At 48.9% G+C, this 15,060-nt stretch carries 18 protein-coding genes; 9 read left to right on the plus strand and 9 right to left on the minus strand.

The annotated features are described in order from the left end of the window. Positions 1-10 precede the first annotated feature (10 nt). Together POTG_RS17040 and POTG_RS17045 are read right to left on the minus strand one after the other, a co-directional pair. Entirely contained in the window at positions 11-691 is a 681-nt protein-coding gene (locus POTG_RS17040; RefSeq protein ID WP_009226090.1) for a LysM peptidoglycan-binding domain-containing protein, read from the minus strand. A gap of 158 nt (positions 692-849) precedes the next feature. After that, on the minus strand, positions 850-1,524 hold the full coding sequence (locus POTG_RS17045) for a uracil-DNA glycosylase (protein WP_009226091.1): 675 nt from the start codon (positions 1,522-1,524) through the stop codon (positions 850-852). 157 nt (positions 1,525-1,681) lie between these two features. On the opposite strand from POTG_RS17045, the gene POTG_RS17050 reads away from it, so the two are divergent. Then, positions 1,682-2,164 (plus strand): MarR family winged helix-turn-helix transcriptional regulator, encoded by a 483-nt coding sequence (locus POTG_RS17050; protein WP_009226092.1) that lies wholly within the window; start codon positions 1,682-1,684, stop codon positions 2,162-2,164. 101 nt (positions 2,165-2,265) lie between these two features. Then, positions 2,266-3,597, plus strand: a complete 1,332-nt coding sequence (locus tag POTG_RS17055) for a DHA2 family efflux MFS transporter permease subunit (protein ID WP_083791521.1) — start codon at positions 2,266-2,268, stop codon at positions 3,595-3,597. A 40-nt stretch (positions 3,598-3,637) separates the two neighbouring features. Here POTG_RS17055 and gndA read toward each other — a convergent pair whose 3' ends face one another. The 3 genes from gndA to zwf all read right to left on the minus strand — a co-directional run bounded on the left by gndA (position 3,638) and on the right by zwf (position 7,364). Further along, positions 3,638-5,050: an NADP-dependent phosphogluconate dehydrogenase gene (gene gndA, locus POTG_RS17060; RefSeq protein WP_009226094.1), complete on the minus strand. Its 1,413-nt coding sequence runs from the start codon at positions 5,048-5,050 to the stop codon at positions 3,638-3,640. Positions 5,051-5,098: 48 nt separating this feature from the next. Then, a complete protein-coding gene (gene fsa, locus POTG_RS17065) occupies positions 5,099-5,764 on the minus strand; it encodes a fructose-6-phosphate aldolase (protein ID WP_009226095.1) in 666 nt (221 codons plus the stop codon). A gap of 67 nt (positions 5,765-5,831) precedes the next feature. Further along, on the minus strand, positions 5,832-7,364 hold the full coding sequence (gene zwf / locus POTG_RS17070; protein ID WP_009226096.1) for a glucose-6-phosphate dehydrogenase: 1,533 nt from the start codon (positions 7,362-7,364) through the stop codon (positions 5,832-5,834). 189 nt (positions 7,365-7,553) lie between these two features. Here zwf and POTG_RS17075 point away from each other — a divergent pair, with 189 nt between their 5' ends. After that, the gene (locus POTG_RS17075) at positions 7,554-8,444 is read left to right on the plus strand and encodes a LysR family transcriptional regulator (RefSeq protein WP_009226097.1); all 891 of its coding nucleotides are present in this window, start codon (positions 7,554-7,556) and stop codon (positions 8,442-8,444) included. Between the two features lie 51 nt (positions 8,445-8,495). Here POTG_RS17075 and POTG_RS17080 read toward each other — a convergent pair whose 3' ends face one another. Next, positions 8,496-8,945, minus strand: coding sequence for a MarR family winged helix-turn-helix transcriptional regulator (locus POTG_RS17080; protein ID WP_009226098.1), 450 nt, complete (start codon positions 8,943-8,945; stop codon positions 8,496-8,498). 150 nt (positions 8,946-9,095) lie between these two features. Between POTG_RS17080 and POTG_RS17085 the strand changes: the two genes are divergently transcribed. Then, positions 9,096-9,599, plus strand: a complete 504-nt coding sequence (locus POTG_RS17085; RefSeq protein WP_009226099.1) for a CarD family transcriptional regulator — start codon at positions 9,096-9,098, stop codon at positions 9,597-9,599. An 81-nt stretch (positions 9,600-9,680) separates the two neighbouring features. Here POTG_RS17085 and POTG_RS17090 read toward each other — a convergent pair whose 3' ends face one another. Both POTG_RS17090 and POTG_RS17095 read right to left on the minus strand, forming a co-directional pair. Continuing rightward, complete coding sequence (locus POTG_RS17090; protein WP_009226100.1) at positions 9,681-10,250, minus strand: DUF4256 domain-containing protein; 570 nt, start codon at positions 10,248-10,250, stop codon at positions 9,681-9,683. A gap of 34 nt (positions 10,251-10,284) precedes the next feature. Beyond that, on the minus strand, positions 10,285-11,454 hold the full coding sequence (locus POTG_RS17095) for a DUF4317 domain-containing protein (protein ID WP_036645972.1): 1,170 nt from the start codon (positions 11,452-11,454) through the stop codon (positions 10,285-10,287). Between the two features lie 181 nt (positions 11,455-11,635). Between POTG_RS17095 and POTG_RS24940 the strand changes: the two genes are divergently transcribed. From POTG_RS24940 to POTG_RS17110, 4 genes are all read left to right on the plus strand, one after another. Then, on the plus strand, positions 11,636-12,034 hold the full coding sequence (locus POTG_RS24940; protein WP_009226102.1) for a helix-turn-helix domain-containing protein: 399 nt from the start codon (positions 11,636-11,638) through the stop codon (positions 12,032-12,034). Further along, positions 12,031-12,339 (plus strand): IS3 family transposase, encoded by a 309-nt coding sequence (locus POTG_RS24015; RefSeq protein ID WP_157273487.1) that lies wholly within the window; start codon positions 12,031-12,033, stop codon positions 12,337-12,339. Before POTG_RS24940 ends, POTG_RS24015 begins: the two co-directional genes overlap by 4 nt. 22 nt (positions 12,340-12,361) lie before the next feature. Further along, a complete protein-coding gene (locus POTG_RS25430; protein ID WP_157273488.1) occupies positions 12,362-12,736 on the plus strand; it encodes an IS3 family transposase in 375 nt (124 codons plus the stop codon). 289 nt (positions 12,737-13,025) lie between these two features. Continuing rightward, on the plus strand, positions 13,026-13,298 hold the full coding sequence (locus POTG_RS17110) for a hypothetical protein (protein WP_009226103.1): 273 nt from the start codon (positions 13,026-13,028) through the stop codon (positions 13,296-13,298). A 220-nt stretch (positions 13,299-13,518) separates the two neighbouring features. Here POTG_RS17110 and POTG_RS17115 read toward each other — a convergent pair whose 3' ends face one another. After that, entirely contained in the window at positions 13,519-13,704 is a 186-nt protein-coding gene (locus tag POTG_RS17115) for a helix-turn-helix domain-containing protein (protein WP_050769797.1), read from the minus strand. A 31-nt stretch (positions 13,705-13,735) separates the two neighbouring features. Between POTG_RS17115 and POTG_RS17120 the strand changes: the two genes are divergently transcribed. Beyond that, a complete protein-coding gene (locus POTG_RS17120; protein ID WP_232282332.1) occupies positions 13,736-14,569 on the plus strand; it encodes an HD-GYP domain-containing protein in 834 nt (277 codons plus the stop codon). Positions 14,570-15,060: the final 491 nt, after the last annotated feature.

The raw sequence follows: 15,060 nt of genomic DNA on the forward strand, positions 1-15,060 counted from the left end.
CGGGCATCGATCAGGATCGCGGCGTTTGCTCCTTGTAATTGAAGGAATGCCAAACCCCAAAGTTATCCTTGACGTTGATCGTGCGTCTCCCGCCCATGGAGGCATCGACGTAGTAAGGGTAACGGCGGCTGGCGGTAAAATGACCGCGGTACGCGCCGGCAAACGTTACCGGCACAATCTCAAACCGGATCTCGCGGGGGGTTACGCTCAGAACACGGGTCGTTTGCGTGGAGTTGCCATAGTTGCTCTCATGCTTTTGCTGGACGCTGCTATCCGCTTTTAGCATATTGATGTCGCTTTGCATCGCGGTGATCGTTTCTCGCAGGCCGGTCACATCGGGAGCTCCGCCAATCTGCGGGATGCAGAGCCGTTGTCCCACCCGCAGCGAGTTCGGATCCACTCCCGGGTTCGCTTCCAGGATGCTGGCGACGGTAACGCCGTATTCCTGCGCGATCTGATACAGCGTATCGCCGCGTTCGATGATGCGGGACACATGATTCGGCGGGCAGGAGGGGATGCTGATCACCTGGCCGATTTGCAGGTTGTTCGGGTCAAGGCCCGGGTTCGCGGCTAAGATGCGCGTGACGCTTGATTCCAGCCGGAACGCGATGATGTTCAGCGTATCCCCAGGCTGCACCGTGTAGGGGTAGTGCTCTGCGGGGCATTGCCGATAATAATGGGAGTTAAACAATAGAACTTCCCCTTTCGTTTAGGCTTCTTCCTATACCGTATGCGATGCTTGGGCGTCGGTTACTGGAATCTCGCTGCGGACGGGCCGCTGTCTTCGGCAATCAATGGGGCTGCATTGCGGATCGACGGAGGCTTGGTGCGCAGCATCGTTTGAGTTCCTTACAAATCCGGAATCTGCCAATCGATTTCAGCTAAACCTTTCGAGCGCAAAAATTGATTGGCCCGCGAAAACGGCCGACTGCCCAGAAATCCCCGATGAGCCGACAAAGGGCTGGGGTGCGGTGACTTGATCAAATGATGCTCGCGGTTTGTGATCAGGACCGCTTTTTTCTGGGCATGGCTGCCCCACAGCAGGAACACGACCGGCTCCCGCTTCTGGTTGAGCGTTTCGATCACCTTGTCAGTGAATGTCTCCCACCCGATGTCCTTATGGGAGTTCGGGGTATCGGCCCGCACGGTCAGGACGGTGTTGAGCAGCAGCACGCCTTGCTTTGCCCATGGGACCAAATAGCCGTTGTTAGGGATACGGCAGCCCAAATCGTCCCGCAGTTCCTTGAACATGTTCTGCAGGGAAGGCGGAGCTTTGACCCCCGGTTTGACGGAGAAGCTGAGCCCATGTGCCTGTCCTGGGCCGTGGTATGGATCCTGGCCGAGAATCACCACTTTGGTGTCGGCGAAGGACGTATAATGGAGCGCGTTAAATATATCATACATATCGGGATAAATCGTTCGGGTACGGTATTCATTCGCCAGAAACTGGCGCAGCTGCAAATAGTACGGTTTCTTGAATTCGGGCTCCAGGAAGGGGGCCCAATCATTGTGAAGAATCGTCAAGCCGAGTCACCTCGCAAGTTCTAGAATGCTTATGTAGGCTTCGACATCAGCGAGCCTAGTTCCTCCTTGACGCGTGCGAAGGCGCTCGCTTGCTTGGAACACCGTGCTAGAATTCAATATAATAGAGGTAATGTACTAACGGGCGGGAGGACAGGCGATGAATAAGCAGGAACAGGTACTCCTGGAATTCAGGAATTTATTTAATAAACTGGTCTGGCTCAATAAAATGAAAATAGAAGACCGACTGAAAGGGGTTAAGCCTTCCGAAGTCCATTGTATCGAGGCGATTGGGAAGCAGGCGGAGCCCAATGTGACTCGGCTTGCTGAGACCCTCTATATGACGCGAGGAGCCATTACGAAATTAACGAAGAAGCTGATGGACAAAGGTCTGATCGAAAGCTATCAGAAGCCGGACAACAAGAAAGAAATCTATTTTAAACTGACCGCGCAAGGTCAGAACATTTTTGATATCCACGAAGAGTTGCATGAGGAACTGCAAGCGCGCGATCAAGCCGTATTTGAGCAGGTGACGGAGGAGCAATTTGATCAGATGCTGCACTTTATTGAACGATATAGCCGACACTTAGATGAGGAAATGAAGAAACAAGGGATCTCCCTGCACGACATCAGCAGGAAGTGATTTGGCACAACACATAGTTAAATTCCAGGCAGTCCACTCGATTAGGAGCGACTGCTTTTTTTTTGTTTCGATAATTGTTGACAAGGAAACAAATTGCTCCTATGCTTGATTCAACGATGGTGAATATCGCGATCGATATCCTCACCAAAGATTTTCAGACGACGCTGGATATTATTCAATGGTCCATCACCGGTTATGTGCTTGCCCTTGCGATGGCGGTACCGGTCTCCGGCTGGCTGATGAACCAATTTAACGGGAAGAAGATTTTTGTCGGCGCCGTTGTTGCTTTTGGCATTATCTCCGTCTTTGTCGGCTTCAGTTGGAATGTCTTCAGCTTTATATTTTTTCGCTTGGTGCAAGGATTTAGCGCCGGGATCATTACCACGCTGATGTTCACGCTTCTAGTCAAAACCGCAGGGCCGGATTATCTGGGGCGAGTGATGGCGATCGTCAGCACACCGATGATTTTTGGCCCCATCCTGGGACCGGTCATCGGAGGCTTCATCGTTCAATGGGCGTCCTGGCAATGGATTTTTTTCATTAATGTGTTGATTGTTCTGATCTCCGCACCGCTGATGATGAGAAAAATCCCCAACTTCGAGCCGTTCAACCGAGACAGCAAACTAGATGTCATTGGGATCGCCTGCTTGTCCTTCATGAGCGCTGCTTTGATCTATGGCATTACAAAGGCGGCGGACCATGCCTCGTTTAACAATCCCGAGACTTTGTTATGGGTGGGCATCGGCCTTGCTTTAGCCGTTATCTATTTCGCGTACAACCGTTTCACGAACAATCAAACCGTACTCCCTTTGAACCTGTTTGTGCATCGGAGTTTTCTGGCTTCCAGTGTTGGACTGTTTCTGGCGAATATGGCCATTATGGGACCGATGCTCATCTTGCCGTTGTTCTTTCAAAATTTCCGGCATTTCACGGCCATTGAAGCTGCGCTTGCGTTAATTCCCCAAGGCCTAGGGATGCTCGTTACCCGTCCGTTGATCGGCAAAATGATCGATCGGATCGGCGCGAAATACGTGGTGATAGTGAGCCTGATTCTATCGCTGATCGGGTCCGTTCCGCTGATCTTTATCACTGATCAAACGAGCATGGTATGGATTTCCCTTGTCTTGTTTATTCGGGGAACCAGCATCGGGGGCATTAATCTCCCGTTAACGAGTGACGCCTATACGGGACTAAACGATCATCAGCTTTCGGAAGCCGGCGTTGGGATCAATATCATCGAGAACCTGGGTGCCAGCTTTGGCTCAGCGGTGATCGCCACTGTTGTTGCAACAGTCGTCCAAGGCCTGCAACCCACGGTGGCAAATAGCTTAAAGGGCTATCACGCCGGATTCCTGGTTTCCACCCTCGTCCTCATTCTGATTTTTATCCCCGGGCTGTTCCTCACCCATAAGAAGAGGGCGATGAGCGCATAAAACAAGCCGCGAGGTTCTCCTCGCGGCTTCAGTTCATTCTTTATTTATCAAGCCATTGGAAATGGAAGGTGCCTTCTTGGTCAACGCGTTCGAACGTATGGGCGCCGAAGTAGTCGCGTTGGGCTTGCAGCAGGTTAGCAGGCAACCGCTCGGAACGGTAGCTGTCGTAGTAAGCCAGAGCGGAGGAGAAGGCCGGTATCGGAATGCCGCGGGTTACAGCAGTGGCAACCACTTGTCTCCAAGCGTCTTGGTAGTTCTCGACGACATTCTTGAAGTAATCGTCGAGCAGCAGGTTTTTCAGATTCGGGTCGCGATCGTACGCATCTTTAATATTTTGCAGGAAGCGAGCCCGAATGATGCAACCGCCGCGGAAGATCATGGCGATGGCGCCATAATTCAGATCCCAGCCATATTCCTCGGAAGCGAGACGCATTTGCGCGAAGCCTTGGGCGTACGATGCGATCTTGCTGGCGTACAGCGCCTTGCGGACCGCTTCAATGAATGCTTCCTTATCGCCGTCATACGGCTGGGTGGCCGGACCGTTCAACCGTTTGCTGGCGGCCACGCGTTCGCTCTTCATTGCGGAGATGAAGCGGGCAAACACCGACTCGGTGATGATCGACAGCGGTACGCCAAGATCGAGGGCGCTTTGGCTCGTCCATTTGCCAGTACCTTTCTGGCCGGCGGAGTCCAGGATCACGTCCACCATCGGTTTGCCGGTAGCTGGATCCTTCTTGCCAAAGATGTCTGCCGTGATTTCGATCAGGTAGCTGTCCAGCTCACCGCTATTCCATTCCGTAAAAATCTTGTGCAGTTCATCAACGCTCAGCCCCAGCACATCCTTCAACAAATGGTACGCTTCGCCGATTAGCTGCATATCCCCGTACTCGATCCCGTTGTGAACCATTTTCACGTAGTGGCCGGCACCGTCCGGGCCGATGTAGGTGGAGCAAGGATCGCCGTTCACTTTGGCCGAAATCGCCGTCAAGATTGGCTCAACCAATTCGTAGGCGTCCCGTTGGCCGCCGGGCATGATCGCCGGGCCTTTCAGCGCGCCTTCCTCGCCGCCGGATACGCCGGCGCCGATAAAGCGGATGCCTTGGGCTTCCAGCAGCTTGTTGCGGCGCTGGGTGTCCGGGAAGTGGGCGTTCCCGCCGTCGATCAAGATGTCCCCTTTCTCAAGGTAAGGGACCAGTTGGTTGATCGTGTCGTCGGTTGGCTTGCCGGCTTTCACCATAATTAGAATTTTACGCGGCGTTTCCAGCGATTGCACAAATTCCTCGATGCTGTAGGTGCCAACGAAATTTTTGCCCGGCGCTTCCTCCAGCAGTTCTTTGGTTTTCTCAGGCGAACGATTATACAATGCAACGGAGAAGCCTTTGCTTTCGATGTTAAGCGCGAGGTTCTTGCCCATGACGGCGAGACCAATCACGCCGATTTGTTGTTTTTTCATATATACCTACCTCCAAACCTATCCTCTCTAATCTATGAGGTAAAGCTCTTATTTTACGGATTTCTTCCAATCGGCCGCGAACTTCTCCAGCCCTTGATCCGTCAGCGGATGTTTGGCCAGTTGTTCGATGACCGCGAACGGAATAGTAGCGATATGCGCTCCAGCTAAAGCTACGCGGGTAACGTGATCCGGATGGCGGACAGAAGCGGCGATGATTTGCGTATCCAGGTTATGCACACGGAACAGCTCCGCAACTTTCGATACTAGCTGCACGCCGTCTTCGGAAATGTCGTCCAAGCGGCCGAGGAACGGCGATACATAAGTAGCGCCTGCACGAGCGGCCAGCAAAGCCTGGTTGACCGTAAAGATCAAGGTGACGTTGGTCTTGACACCTTTTTGCGCCAAATATTTGGTTGCTTCGAGACCTGCCAGCGTCATTGGCAGTTTAATCGTGATTCGTGGATCATGGTTGTTGATTTTGATCAGCTCTTCCGCTTGGGCAATCATCTCTTCGGCTGTGACTGCATCCGGCGTGACTTCCGCCGAAACGGACTCCACGTCGGGGACGGCCTTCAAGATTTCCTCAATGCGGTCCTCGAACTTGACGCCTTCTTTGGCGACGAGGGAAGGATTGGTTGTCACCCCGGATAAGACACCGATTTTATGGGCTTTTTTAATGTCTTCCAGATTGGCCGTGTCAACAAAAAATTTCATCGTAATCCCTCCAAATTTATAAATTTTAGATTTGAACGATCAGGGGCAAAAAGTTCCGTATTCCCCCTTATTTGATGGACAAGGACTCTTGAGACGATGGGTTACCGGTGCTCTCTGCGGAGGTTGCCGCTTCGCTATCGCGGTCGAACCACCACTCGAACCCGTCTTTGGTCAGCAGCTCGTAAGCCGCTTGCGGACCGAAGCTGCCTGCCGGATATGGATATAACGGCACCTCATTCGCAGCGTAAGCATCCAGGATTGGTTGCACCCATTTCCAGGACAACTCGACCTCATCCCAATGCGCAAAGAAGGAGGAGTCGCCGCGAAGTGCGTCATAAATCAGGTTCTCATAGGCTTCAGGCACTTCACTGCCGCTCTTATGGGAGCCGATCAGCACCTTCGTGAGATCCTGTTGCTGAGCTTCGCCTTCCGTATTCAGACGCAGGTAAATGCTCTCGTTCGGGCTGATTTCGAACACGAGCAAATTCGGTTTACCGCCGTAGTTGGCTGTGGAGACTTGCTTCACCGGCTCGCGGAACTCAATGACGATCCGTGTGGCTTTCTCCTTCATGCGTTTGCCGGTACGGATGTAAATCGGAATTCCGCGCCAGAAATCGTCATCGATTTGCAGTTTGGCTGCGATGAAGGTATCGTTTTGGGAATCCTGCGGGATCCCGGCTTCGTCTTTATAACCGACAACCGGTTTCCCTTGAATGGTCCCGCTTGTATATTGACCGCGGACCACTTGGGTTGCGACGTCTTGACGCAGCAGCGGCTCCAGTGATTGCATCACATGCTTCTTCTTCGAGCGCACTTGCTCCGAATCGTCGCCTTTCGGCAGATGGGCGGCAAGCATCATCAGTAGCTGCAGCATATGATTCTGGAACATATCGCGCAAGGCACCGGAATGGTCGTAATACCCGGCTCTTTCCTCAACGCCAACGGTTTCGCTGGCCGTAATTTGCACGTTTGCGATGTAACGGTTATTCCAGGAAGCCTGGAGCACCGGATTCGTTTGCTGCAGCAGATGAAGCTTCTGTACCATCGGTTTGCCGAGGTAGTGGTCGATGCGGAAAATTTCCTCTTCGGTAAAAGCTTTGCTAAGCTGTGCATTGAAATCGCGGGCGGATTGGAGATCGCGGCCAAACGGTTTTTCAATGACAAGCCGTTTCCAGCCTTTCGTGTCGCCTAGTCCGCTGTCTTGAATATGGTTTGCAATTGTCTCGAACAGCTCTGGACCAACCGACAGATAAAATAACCGATTGGGCTCCGCCCCTAGGGCCTGTTCGCGTTCTTCAACGAGCTTCAGCAGGCTTTGATAGTCTTCCTTGCGGTCGACGTTCAGGACATGATAGCGAAAGAAGCTGAGAAATTTGTTCACAGCCTCTGCATCGCTGGCTTCCCGTCGTGAAAAGCTGTGCAGAGATCGTTCGATGTTTGCCTTAAAGGTTTCATCGGACCATTCTCTGCGGCCCAAGCCGATTACGCTAAAAACTTCCGGCAGCTTTCCATCCAAAAACAAATTAAACAAGGCAGGGTAAATTTTGCGTTTCGCTAGATCCCCAGTTGCCCCAAACAATACAAACGTATTGGCATCCATCTAGGTTCTCTCCTCTCAGCATAGCTTTTCTCTTATCCATTAATGGAATACAGGTTCTCTGTTTGTGGGATCCGGGATGTTGCCCATTCCCAACCTCTAAGCTATGGATTATTTGGAATGACTCCAATATAATACGAATATCACCATAGGTGAAATTAATATATTTGACAGGAGCTATAGACCAGGTTTATGACAAACAATTATGAACTATATAAAGTGTTTTATTGGGCAGCGAAAACCGGCAGCTTAACCCAAGCAGCCAATGCGTTGTTCCTGACGCAGCCCAGCGTCAGCCATGCCATCAAGCAGCTGGAGGAAAGCTTTGGCCTTTCGTTGTTTTACCGTAACTCCAAAGGAGTGTCGCTGACGCAGGAGGGCGCGATCTTGTACTCGTATATCGAGCAATCGCAGATCTTGATCTCCCTGGCGGAGAAAAAGATGGCCGAGCTCAAAAACCTCGAGACCGGTGTTCTGCGGATCGGCGGCAGTGACTCGTTGTTTAAGCATTACTTGCTTCCGTATTTGGAGGATTTTCATCGACGGTATCCGGACGTCGGGATTCAGCTGCTTCACGGGACAACTCCGGAGATCATGGGTTTCTTGAAGGAGGGGAAGATCGACCTGGGCGTAGCCCGGATGCCGATCGTCGATCCGCATATCGAGGTGCGGGAGGGCATTCAGCTGCAGGACTGCTTTGTGGCCGGCTGTGCCTATGCCAATCTCAAGGACAAAGTGATTTCGCTGGAAACGCTGCTGGAGCACCCGCTGATCTTGTTCTCGCGCAACAGCCGCGCCCGCATGGCGATCACCGAGCTGTTCTATGAATATGGCTACGAGCTGAAGCCTGAAATTGAGGTTGGCAGCGTCGACCTGCTGATCGAATTGGCGCGCAAAGGACTGGGAATTTCTTATGTGGCCCGGGAGTTCGTGTCGAAGGAACTGGAGGACGGCTCGCTGTTTGAAATCAAACTGGACGTAGAGCTGCCACCGTCCCAGGTGGGCATTATGAATATGCGGAACGTGCCGCTTACGACTGCAGCCCAGAAGTTTATGGAGGAATTCCGGTTATTTCGAAAATAACTATAATAACAAGAAGGGAGGGAATTGCTAGTAAGGAATCCCTTCCTTTCTTCATGTTGTGAATAGCTCGTTTAAGTTCCCCCAATCAGCTTTTAGCAGCTTCTTTAACAATTCGACCTGCTCGGTTCCAAGAGCATCCGCAATAATCTGCTCCAGCGCTGCCTTGATGGTGGCGTTCTTCTCATAACAGCTTTCGCCCAACGGCGTTAATTTCAAGCTTTTTTCCTTCTTGTTATGCTGGGCTGGTATGACCTCAACCAACCCTTTGGCTTCCAAGCTCTTAATGAATTTGTGGGTCGCCTGCCGCGAAATATCCACCTGTCTTGTTACCTGCGAAATCGTTGGATTTTGCTGATAAATCCTTGCCATGATAAACCATTCTGAGTTGGAGATATATATCTCGTTCCGTTCGTTCCACACCTGCTCACAGAGGGAGCGAAGCTGGACATGACGTTCGCTAATCAGATCGATCAGGTTCAAAGATTCAAATTTGGGATGCATGGAATCCCTCCATTTCCGTTCCTGTTGCTAGTTCTCCTACACTATACAAAGACGGCCGGAAGTTGTCAATTTAGTTGACAAATTAACGGAAAAGGAGTATATTAACAATAGTCAACTTAGTTGACAAAATAGAGGGGCGGGATCACGGCCATGTTTGATAAGGGGGATTTGATCAGTTATTCGGTGCATGGCGTTTGCCGCATCGACGAGGTTTGCGTAAAATCGCTGGCCGGTGTTTCCAAGACTTATTATGAACTGCATCCGCTGAGCAATGAGACCTTAAAAATCAGCATTCCGGTCGATAGGGCGCCCTTGCAATTGCAGAAATTGATGGGGCCGGAGGAAGCGATGGCGTTAATCGACTCTTTTATGGCACCGGGCATTCCATGGATCGATAACAATCATGAACGGCATCACAATTACAGTGCGATTGTCAAGACAGGCGACCGGGAGGGAATCGCGAAGGTTGCCAATACGTTGATGCGCAGGAAACAATGGTCTGAGCAAAATCATAAGAAACTCGGCAATCAAGACAACCAGCTGTTATTGGGCATACAGAACACTTCATTTAACGAAATGGCCATCGTGTTAAAGACCACATACGATGACGTTTTGCAGGCTGTCCAGGAGAAGGTTGCCGTGAATCAGTCATAAACGGGTTCTTTATACGAGTTATACGAGGAAAGAGAGGTGCAGCTGCACCTCTCTTTTTGGGCTTATTGATAACATTGATTTCTAAACCTTTAGCATGCCGCGGAACCCTCTGGCGCCATAATAGGATTCCGCCCCGTTATGGTACACAAAGACTGTGTCGTAACGGCGGTCGCAGAAGAGGGCGCCGCCAAGCTTACGGATGGAAGCAGGGGTTTGCACCCAACTGGAGGTCTTCAAATCAAATTTCCCCAGCTTCTGCAGTTCCCGGTATTGCTCTTCCGTTAACAGCTCAATTCCCATAGCAGCCGCCATGTTCATCGCGCTGTCTTCCGGCTTATGCTGCTTTCTCGATTCCAGGGCTTCATGGTCGTAACAGACGCTTCTGCGGCCCTTGGGCGATTCCGCCGAACAATCTACGAATAAGATTTGATCGGTTTGCTCATCGTATCCAATAACGTCCGGCTCGCCGCCGGTCCGTTCCATTTCATGGAGCGACCACAGTTTATCGGGCTGCGCCTCCAGCTTCGCTTGGACCTGAGCCCATGCCAACTCGGGATGGCGATTCATGTTTGCCTCAAAACGCTTGCTTAAAACCTGGAGCAATTCTTCACTTTGTTCCGGTGCTAAAACCTTGAGTTCTTTGTTCATCATGAGCAACCTCCTCAAAACTTGTTGATTTTCACCTCTACAGTTCTTCCGTGCTTAGCGTAAAACCTTCAATCACCGCGTCCTCATCAACCTCAATCAGAATGCAGCGTTTGCCGTGATAATTGACTTGCTTCAGGTACTTTAGATCTTGAGGGCTGACCGAGATCGTGGCTACCTTCGTTTCGATCTTGATCGATTTCGAAGTAAACTTCGGCACGACGCTGCTTGCTTTGATCTCATAGTTTTTGTCGTCAACAACCGTTTGGTACGCCAGCTCCACCTTTTCCGTCGTAACGTTCTCCACGCCGCTGGCTGTCAGCACGCGCTCCACATCCCTATAATCCAGCTTCGGCGGTTCTTCCTCCTCGTGGGTTTCAATCACCTGCTGAATTTCTTCGTATACGCTCGCAATCGTGGAGGCGTCAAGCTGATCTCCGGCAATTTCCTTGACGATGTCCTCAAAGATCGCTCTCTCTTCCAGCGCGGTTACCGTCTTCTCGGCGTTTAGGACCTGATCGATAAAATGCTGATTTGGATCATTCGCTTTGCCCGCGCAATAGAGTACCCGATTCACATCAGAGAAGCCGTCCGTAATGCTGGGATAGAAGAAGCCTTGCTCCGGCGAGCGCAGCTTGATGATTGGATCAACGATCACGTTGTACTTGAACTCGCGTTCGACATAGTCGAACATAAGCGTTTTTCGCTGCGGTTCGGTTGAATTGATGCTGCACAAAATAAACGGATTCGCAAACATCTCATCAGTTTCGCTTTCCTCGGCTTCCTCATTGCGCTCCTTGGTGGGCTTGTAGTATTGCCCGCGGACGAAGGTGATTACCGTATCCCGTTCATACGTCGTATCCTCCAGCATTTTCTCTACCAGCAGAAGCATCAAATCATGCCATTCGTCGGCATCACCGGTCACGAGAGCTTGATGCAGCAGCTCCTGCGAAGGCTTGTCCGTTTCCGGGTGATCCTGGAACTTTAGCTCGAACAGCTTCTGATCCAATTCTCCGGACAGCAGTCTTTTGAAATTGCCCATATGCAATTCCTGCTTTTCTCTCTCCAACAGCTCAAACGGTGTACGCTCAAAATGATAGATTTCGTTCGTTTCCTTCATAATATAGACGTTCAGAATGTCGTAAATACTTAGTCTTTCATGATCCAGTTTGAATTGCTTGCGGATATAAGCGAGTTCCTTCTTGATCAAGATAATTCCCCTTTGCAAAAATTCAATATTTGCATTGTACTATAATGCTCGTCACCTGTCATGATACGTAAAAAATGAAAAAGACCCAAACCGTTAAGTTTGGATCTGAAGTGCACCCCTTAGAATAGACATTGGAAACCCCCCCTGGTTATTCCGATGAATTCTAGGGGGTGCATTTTTTATGGCAATCAAAGGACAACGATTTAAATCATACTCTGAGGAACTGAAGTTGGAGGCGATACGTCTTTATTCGGAGGCAAAATGGACGTATTGGCAGATTAATGAGCACTTAGGGATTCAAGATAAGGATCGGATGAAACGCTGGATGCGAAAATATCGCGAACAGGGGGAGTTTGGTCTACTCGACCAAAGGGGGAGACGAAAGGAATATGTGGATCAGGACCGCTATACGAAGCAGTTACAACGGGAGAATGAAATGCTAAAAAAGTGTTTGGAAATCTGGAAACAGGAGGTAAAGAACAAAGGTATGCATCCATTCGGAAAGCCTCACAAGGGTACAACATCAGCAGTTTGTGCAAGTTGTTTGGTGTCTCCACAAGTGGATACTACGCTTATTTGAAACGTCAATTGAAGATGATTGATCGGGATCACGATGCAAAAGCCTTAATCCAAGCCGTATATAATCGCTATCGTGGTATCTACGGCTATCGACAAATTCAACTCTTCCTACTGCAAGACGAGGAGGTGTGGATGAATCATAAAAAGGTTCTTCGTTTAATGCAACAATTAGGGCTACGTTCACACATTCGACGTAAGCACCGTTTTAACTATGCTTCGAATGTAGGCAGCCGCGTCGCTGAGAATACGCTGCAACGTCAATTTAAGGCGGATGCCCCTAACCAGAAATGGGTAAGACTTATTTAATAATGAAATCGTAGCGTATCACATGAGTCTACGTAATGATAATCAGCTTGTACTTCAAACCTTTGAGAAGGCCTTGAATCAAACGAAAGACGTGACGGGATTGATCGTTCACAGCGATCAAGGATTCCAGTACACGCCTCACGCCTACCACGACATGCTGCTGAAGGTTGGCGCCCGAATCAGCATGTCTAGACGAGGCAATTGTCATGACAACGCCTCTATGGAGAGCTTCTTCTCGCATCTCAAAACAGAAGGGCTCTATCCCTATCATATCCGAACTCTAGACGAGACACAAAGGCGAATTGAAGAATATATTGAGTTTTACAACAACAAACGACCACAAAGAAAACTAAACAAGCTGACGCCGAGTGAGTTTCGACGCCAGCTCGTAGCCTAGGGGCTTTTTCCAATGTCCACTCAACGGGGGCTTGACCAAAAAGCAAAGGCGGCTTAATTTTTTCTTCTCTTCAATCAATTCATTGCTGGAAATTCCGAGTATCTCGTATGCCTGTTGTACCATATCACGATCTTTATCGAATATTGGATTCGACAGGTCGTAGATTCCGCTTTTGGCTGTGACATGATGGAGGCTTTAAACCATAGGATGGAAGCTTGTCATACTCTCCTTCCCGATGTACCATCAAACTTCGATTAATTCAAAACATTTAGATGGAGGAGATGTATTCATGCAACAATTCGGTCCAGAATGGTTAAAACCGGCTTTTGATCATAGGTTTAATGAATTGGTGAGGCAAGCGGGTATGCAGCGGGAGATTGATCAATTACAAAACAGGCATCGAGAACTTGAGAATTTACTAAAAAGTGAGTTATCACAAGCCCAGTATGAGTTATATCTTGAGATGGAAGAGATCATCAATTATCGCAATACTCTCATAATACAGCAGTTATACTTTGCTGGACTAAAGGATGGGGTTCAGTTGTTGAGAGAGTTACTATAGTCTGCCATAAGGCAATTTGATAAAAGATCGTTTTGATATTGGATTTTCCTTATCAATACGATCTTTATTTTGGATTCTTCGATTGATGTTGGACTCTGACATTCAAGTTGAGTATCGGTTACGACAGCAATAGCCAGTCCTCTCTGTTATTCCAGAGAGGGGTTGGCGACAGCAAAATCCTTCCGACCATCTGTTAAAGATGTCGTTCCGCTGCGGATTGTTATTCCTTATCATCAACCTCGCCATATTCATTTTCAACTAGTTTGATCATCTCTGAAGGCGTAGTGTTAAGAGCCTTCGACAATGCAAATATCGTTGTAAGGGTCGGTTGATAAATACTTCTTTCCAACATTGAAATGTATGTCCGGTCAAGGTCACTCCTGAAGGCAAGTTCCTCTTGGGACATCTTTTTGGTAACTCTCAAGGACTTAATAACTTTGGCGAATGATGAAGCGATATCTGAAGTTCAGTCGATTTATGAAAAGATACACCAAAATTCCAGTCAACTTTCAAATCAAGTTATCCGTCATATTGTTATGCCGAAAATTCAAGAAATTTGTTTCAATAATAACCTTTCAAACGTCATATTGGACTTAAGCAAGAAAGATCATTACACTTATCGACATTGTATCGGTGTTGCAATCCTCTCCTACTTAATTGGTAAATGGTTGGGGCTGAAAGAAGAGGAACTGAATGACCTCGCCGTAGCGGGGTTGCTTCATGACCTTGGAAAGACCAAGATCCCTGATTCGATCTTGAAAAAACCAGGCAAACTCAGTGTGGAAGAGTATTCTGAAATGAAACGCCATACTCACTTTGGGTATGAAATGGTTAGCAATCTTCCAGGCATGTCGGAACAACAAGCATTGGTTGCCCTTCAGCATCATGAACGGGAAGATGGCAGCGGCTATCCTTTCGGGGTCAGCGGTGATAAGATCACTTACTTCAGCAAAATTGTAGCCGTTGCCGATGTGTTCCATACGATGGTTTCAGAGCGGGTATATAAGAAGCCAGTTCCCTTATACCAAGTGTTTCAAGAAATCTATCAACGTGCATTCGGATTATTCGATCCGATCATTGTTCAATGTTTTATTACCAATGTAATGAACAGAATGATCGGGGATTCAGTTCTCTTATCAGATGGTCAAGTGGCTCGCATAGTTATGCTGCATCCAGATGACTTGATCAATCCGCTGGTTGAGTTTCAAGGGCAATTTTATGATCTGCGGCATTCTAAAAATAAAATCTTGGGCTTTACCAGCAACCAGTAACGACGAGGTTGGGAAAATTCTGATATTTCGGGTGCATTAAAGGAACTCTTTAAACATGCGAATATTGCGCTGTATAAAGAGAAGCGGAAACGGGCAAAGGCATTGAACGGAAAAAGACTCGGCATTGAAAAACAGTAATTGAGATGAGAGGTACGTACAACCTATGTAATAGGGGCTGTAAAATAAACTGTGTAAACTCTCCAACCAATCTATTAAACTAGGAGAAAGGTTGGATGGAAAGGATGAACATAGTGGCCCCAAAGTTCAGCAGAGATCAAGTGAAGGCCTTCATTAAAGACAACGATTTTCCAGATTAGCAAGGTGACTTTAACAGGTGATTTGCCGGTGGCCCACTAACCATTGCACGTCCATAGCTTCGCGTGTTATACGAGATCAGAAGTGTCTCAACCAGCTTAATCATGGTTTGCGCAATAGTGGGTGAACAGTTTGTGTAACGGGCTTGTTCGCCCCAATTCTTGATCGTTCTCTCC

Origin of the sequence: Paenibacillus sp. oral taxon 786 str. D14, assembly GCF_000159955.1 — a bacterium.
GTDB classification, from domain to species: Bacteria; Bacillota; Bacilli; order Paenibacillales; family Paenibacillaceae; genus Fontibacillus; species Fontibacillus phoenicis.

Bases quoted from the DNA above. Each gene is read 5' to 3' on its own strand.
- POTG_RS17050 (WP_009226092.1), top strand. From the start codon at position 1,682: ATGAATAAGCAGGAACAGGTACTCCTGGAATTCAGGAATTTATTTAAT.
- POTG_RS17055 (WP_083791521.1), top strand. From the start codon at position 2,266: ATGCTTGATTCAACGATGGTGAATATCGCGATCGATATCCTCACCAAA.
- gndA (WP_009226094.1), bottom strand. From the start codon at position 5,050: ATGAAAAAACAACAAATCGGCGTGATTGGTCTCGCCGTCATGGGCAAG.
- fsa (WP_009226095.1), bottom strand. From the start codon at position 5,764: ATGAAATTTTTTGTTGACACGGCCAATCTGGAAGACATTAAAAAAGCC.
- zwf (WP_009226096.1), bottom strand. From the start codon at position 7,364: ATGGATGCCAATACGTTTGTATTGTTTGGGGCAACTGGGGATCTAGCG.
- POTG_RS17075 (WP_009226097.1), top strand. From the start codon at position 7,554: ATGACAAACAATTATGAACTATATAAAGTGTTTTATTGGGCAGCGAAA.
- POTG_RS17080 (WP_009226098.1), bottom strand. From the start codon at position 8,945: ATGCATCCCAAATTTGAATCTTTGAACCTGATCGATCTGATTAGCGAA.
- POTG_RS17085 (WP_009226099.1), top strand. From the start codon at position 9,096: ATGTTTGATAAGGGGGATTTGATCAGTTATTCGGTGCATGGCGTTTGC.
- POTG_RS17090 (WP_009226100.1), bottom strand. From the start codon at position 10,250: ATGATGAACAAAGAACTCAAGGTTTTAGCACCGGAACAAAGTGAAGAA.
- POTG_RS24940 (WP_009226102.1), top strand. From the start codon at position 11,636: ATGGCAATCAAAGGACAACGATTTAAATCATACTCTGAGGAACTGAAG.
- POTG_RS25430 (WP_157273488.1), top strand. From the start codon at position 12,362: ATGAGTCTACGTAATGATAATCAGCTTGTACTTCAAACCTTTGAGAAG.
- POTG_RS17110 (WP_009226103.1), top strand. From the start codon at position 13,026: ATGCAACAATTCGGTCCAGAATGGTTAAAACCGGCTTTTGATCATAGG.
- POTG_RS17115 (WP_050769797.1), bottom strand. From the start codon at position 13,704: ATGTCCCAAGAGGAACTTGCCTTCAGGAGTGACCTTGACCGGACATAC.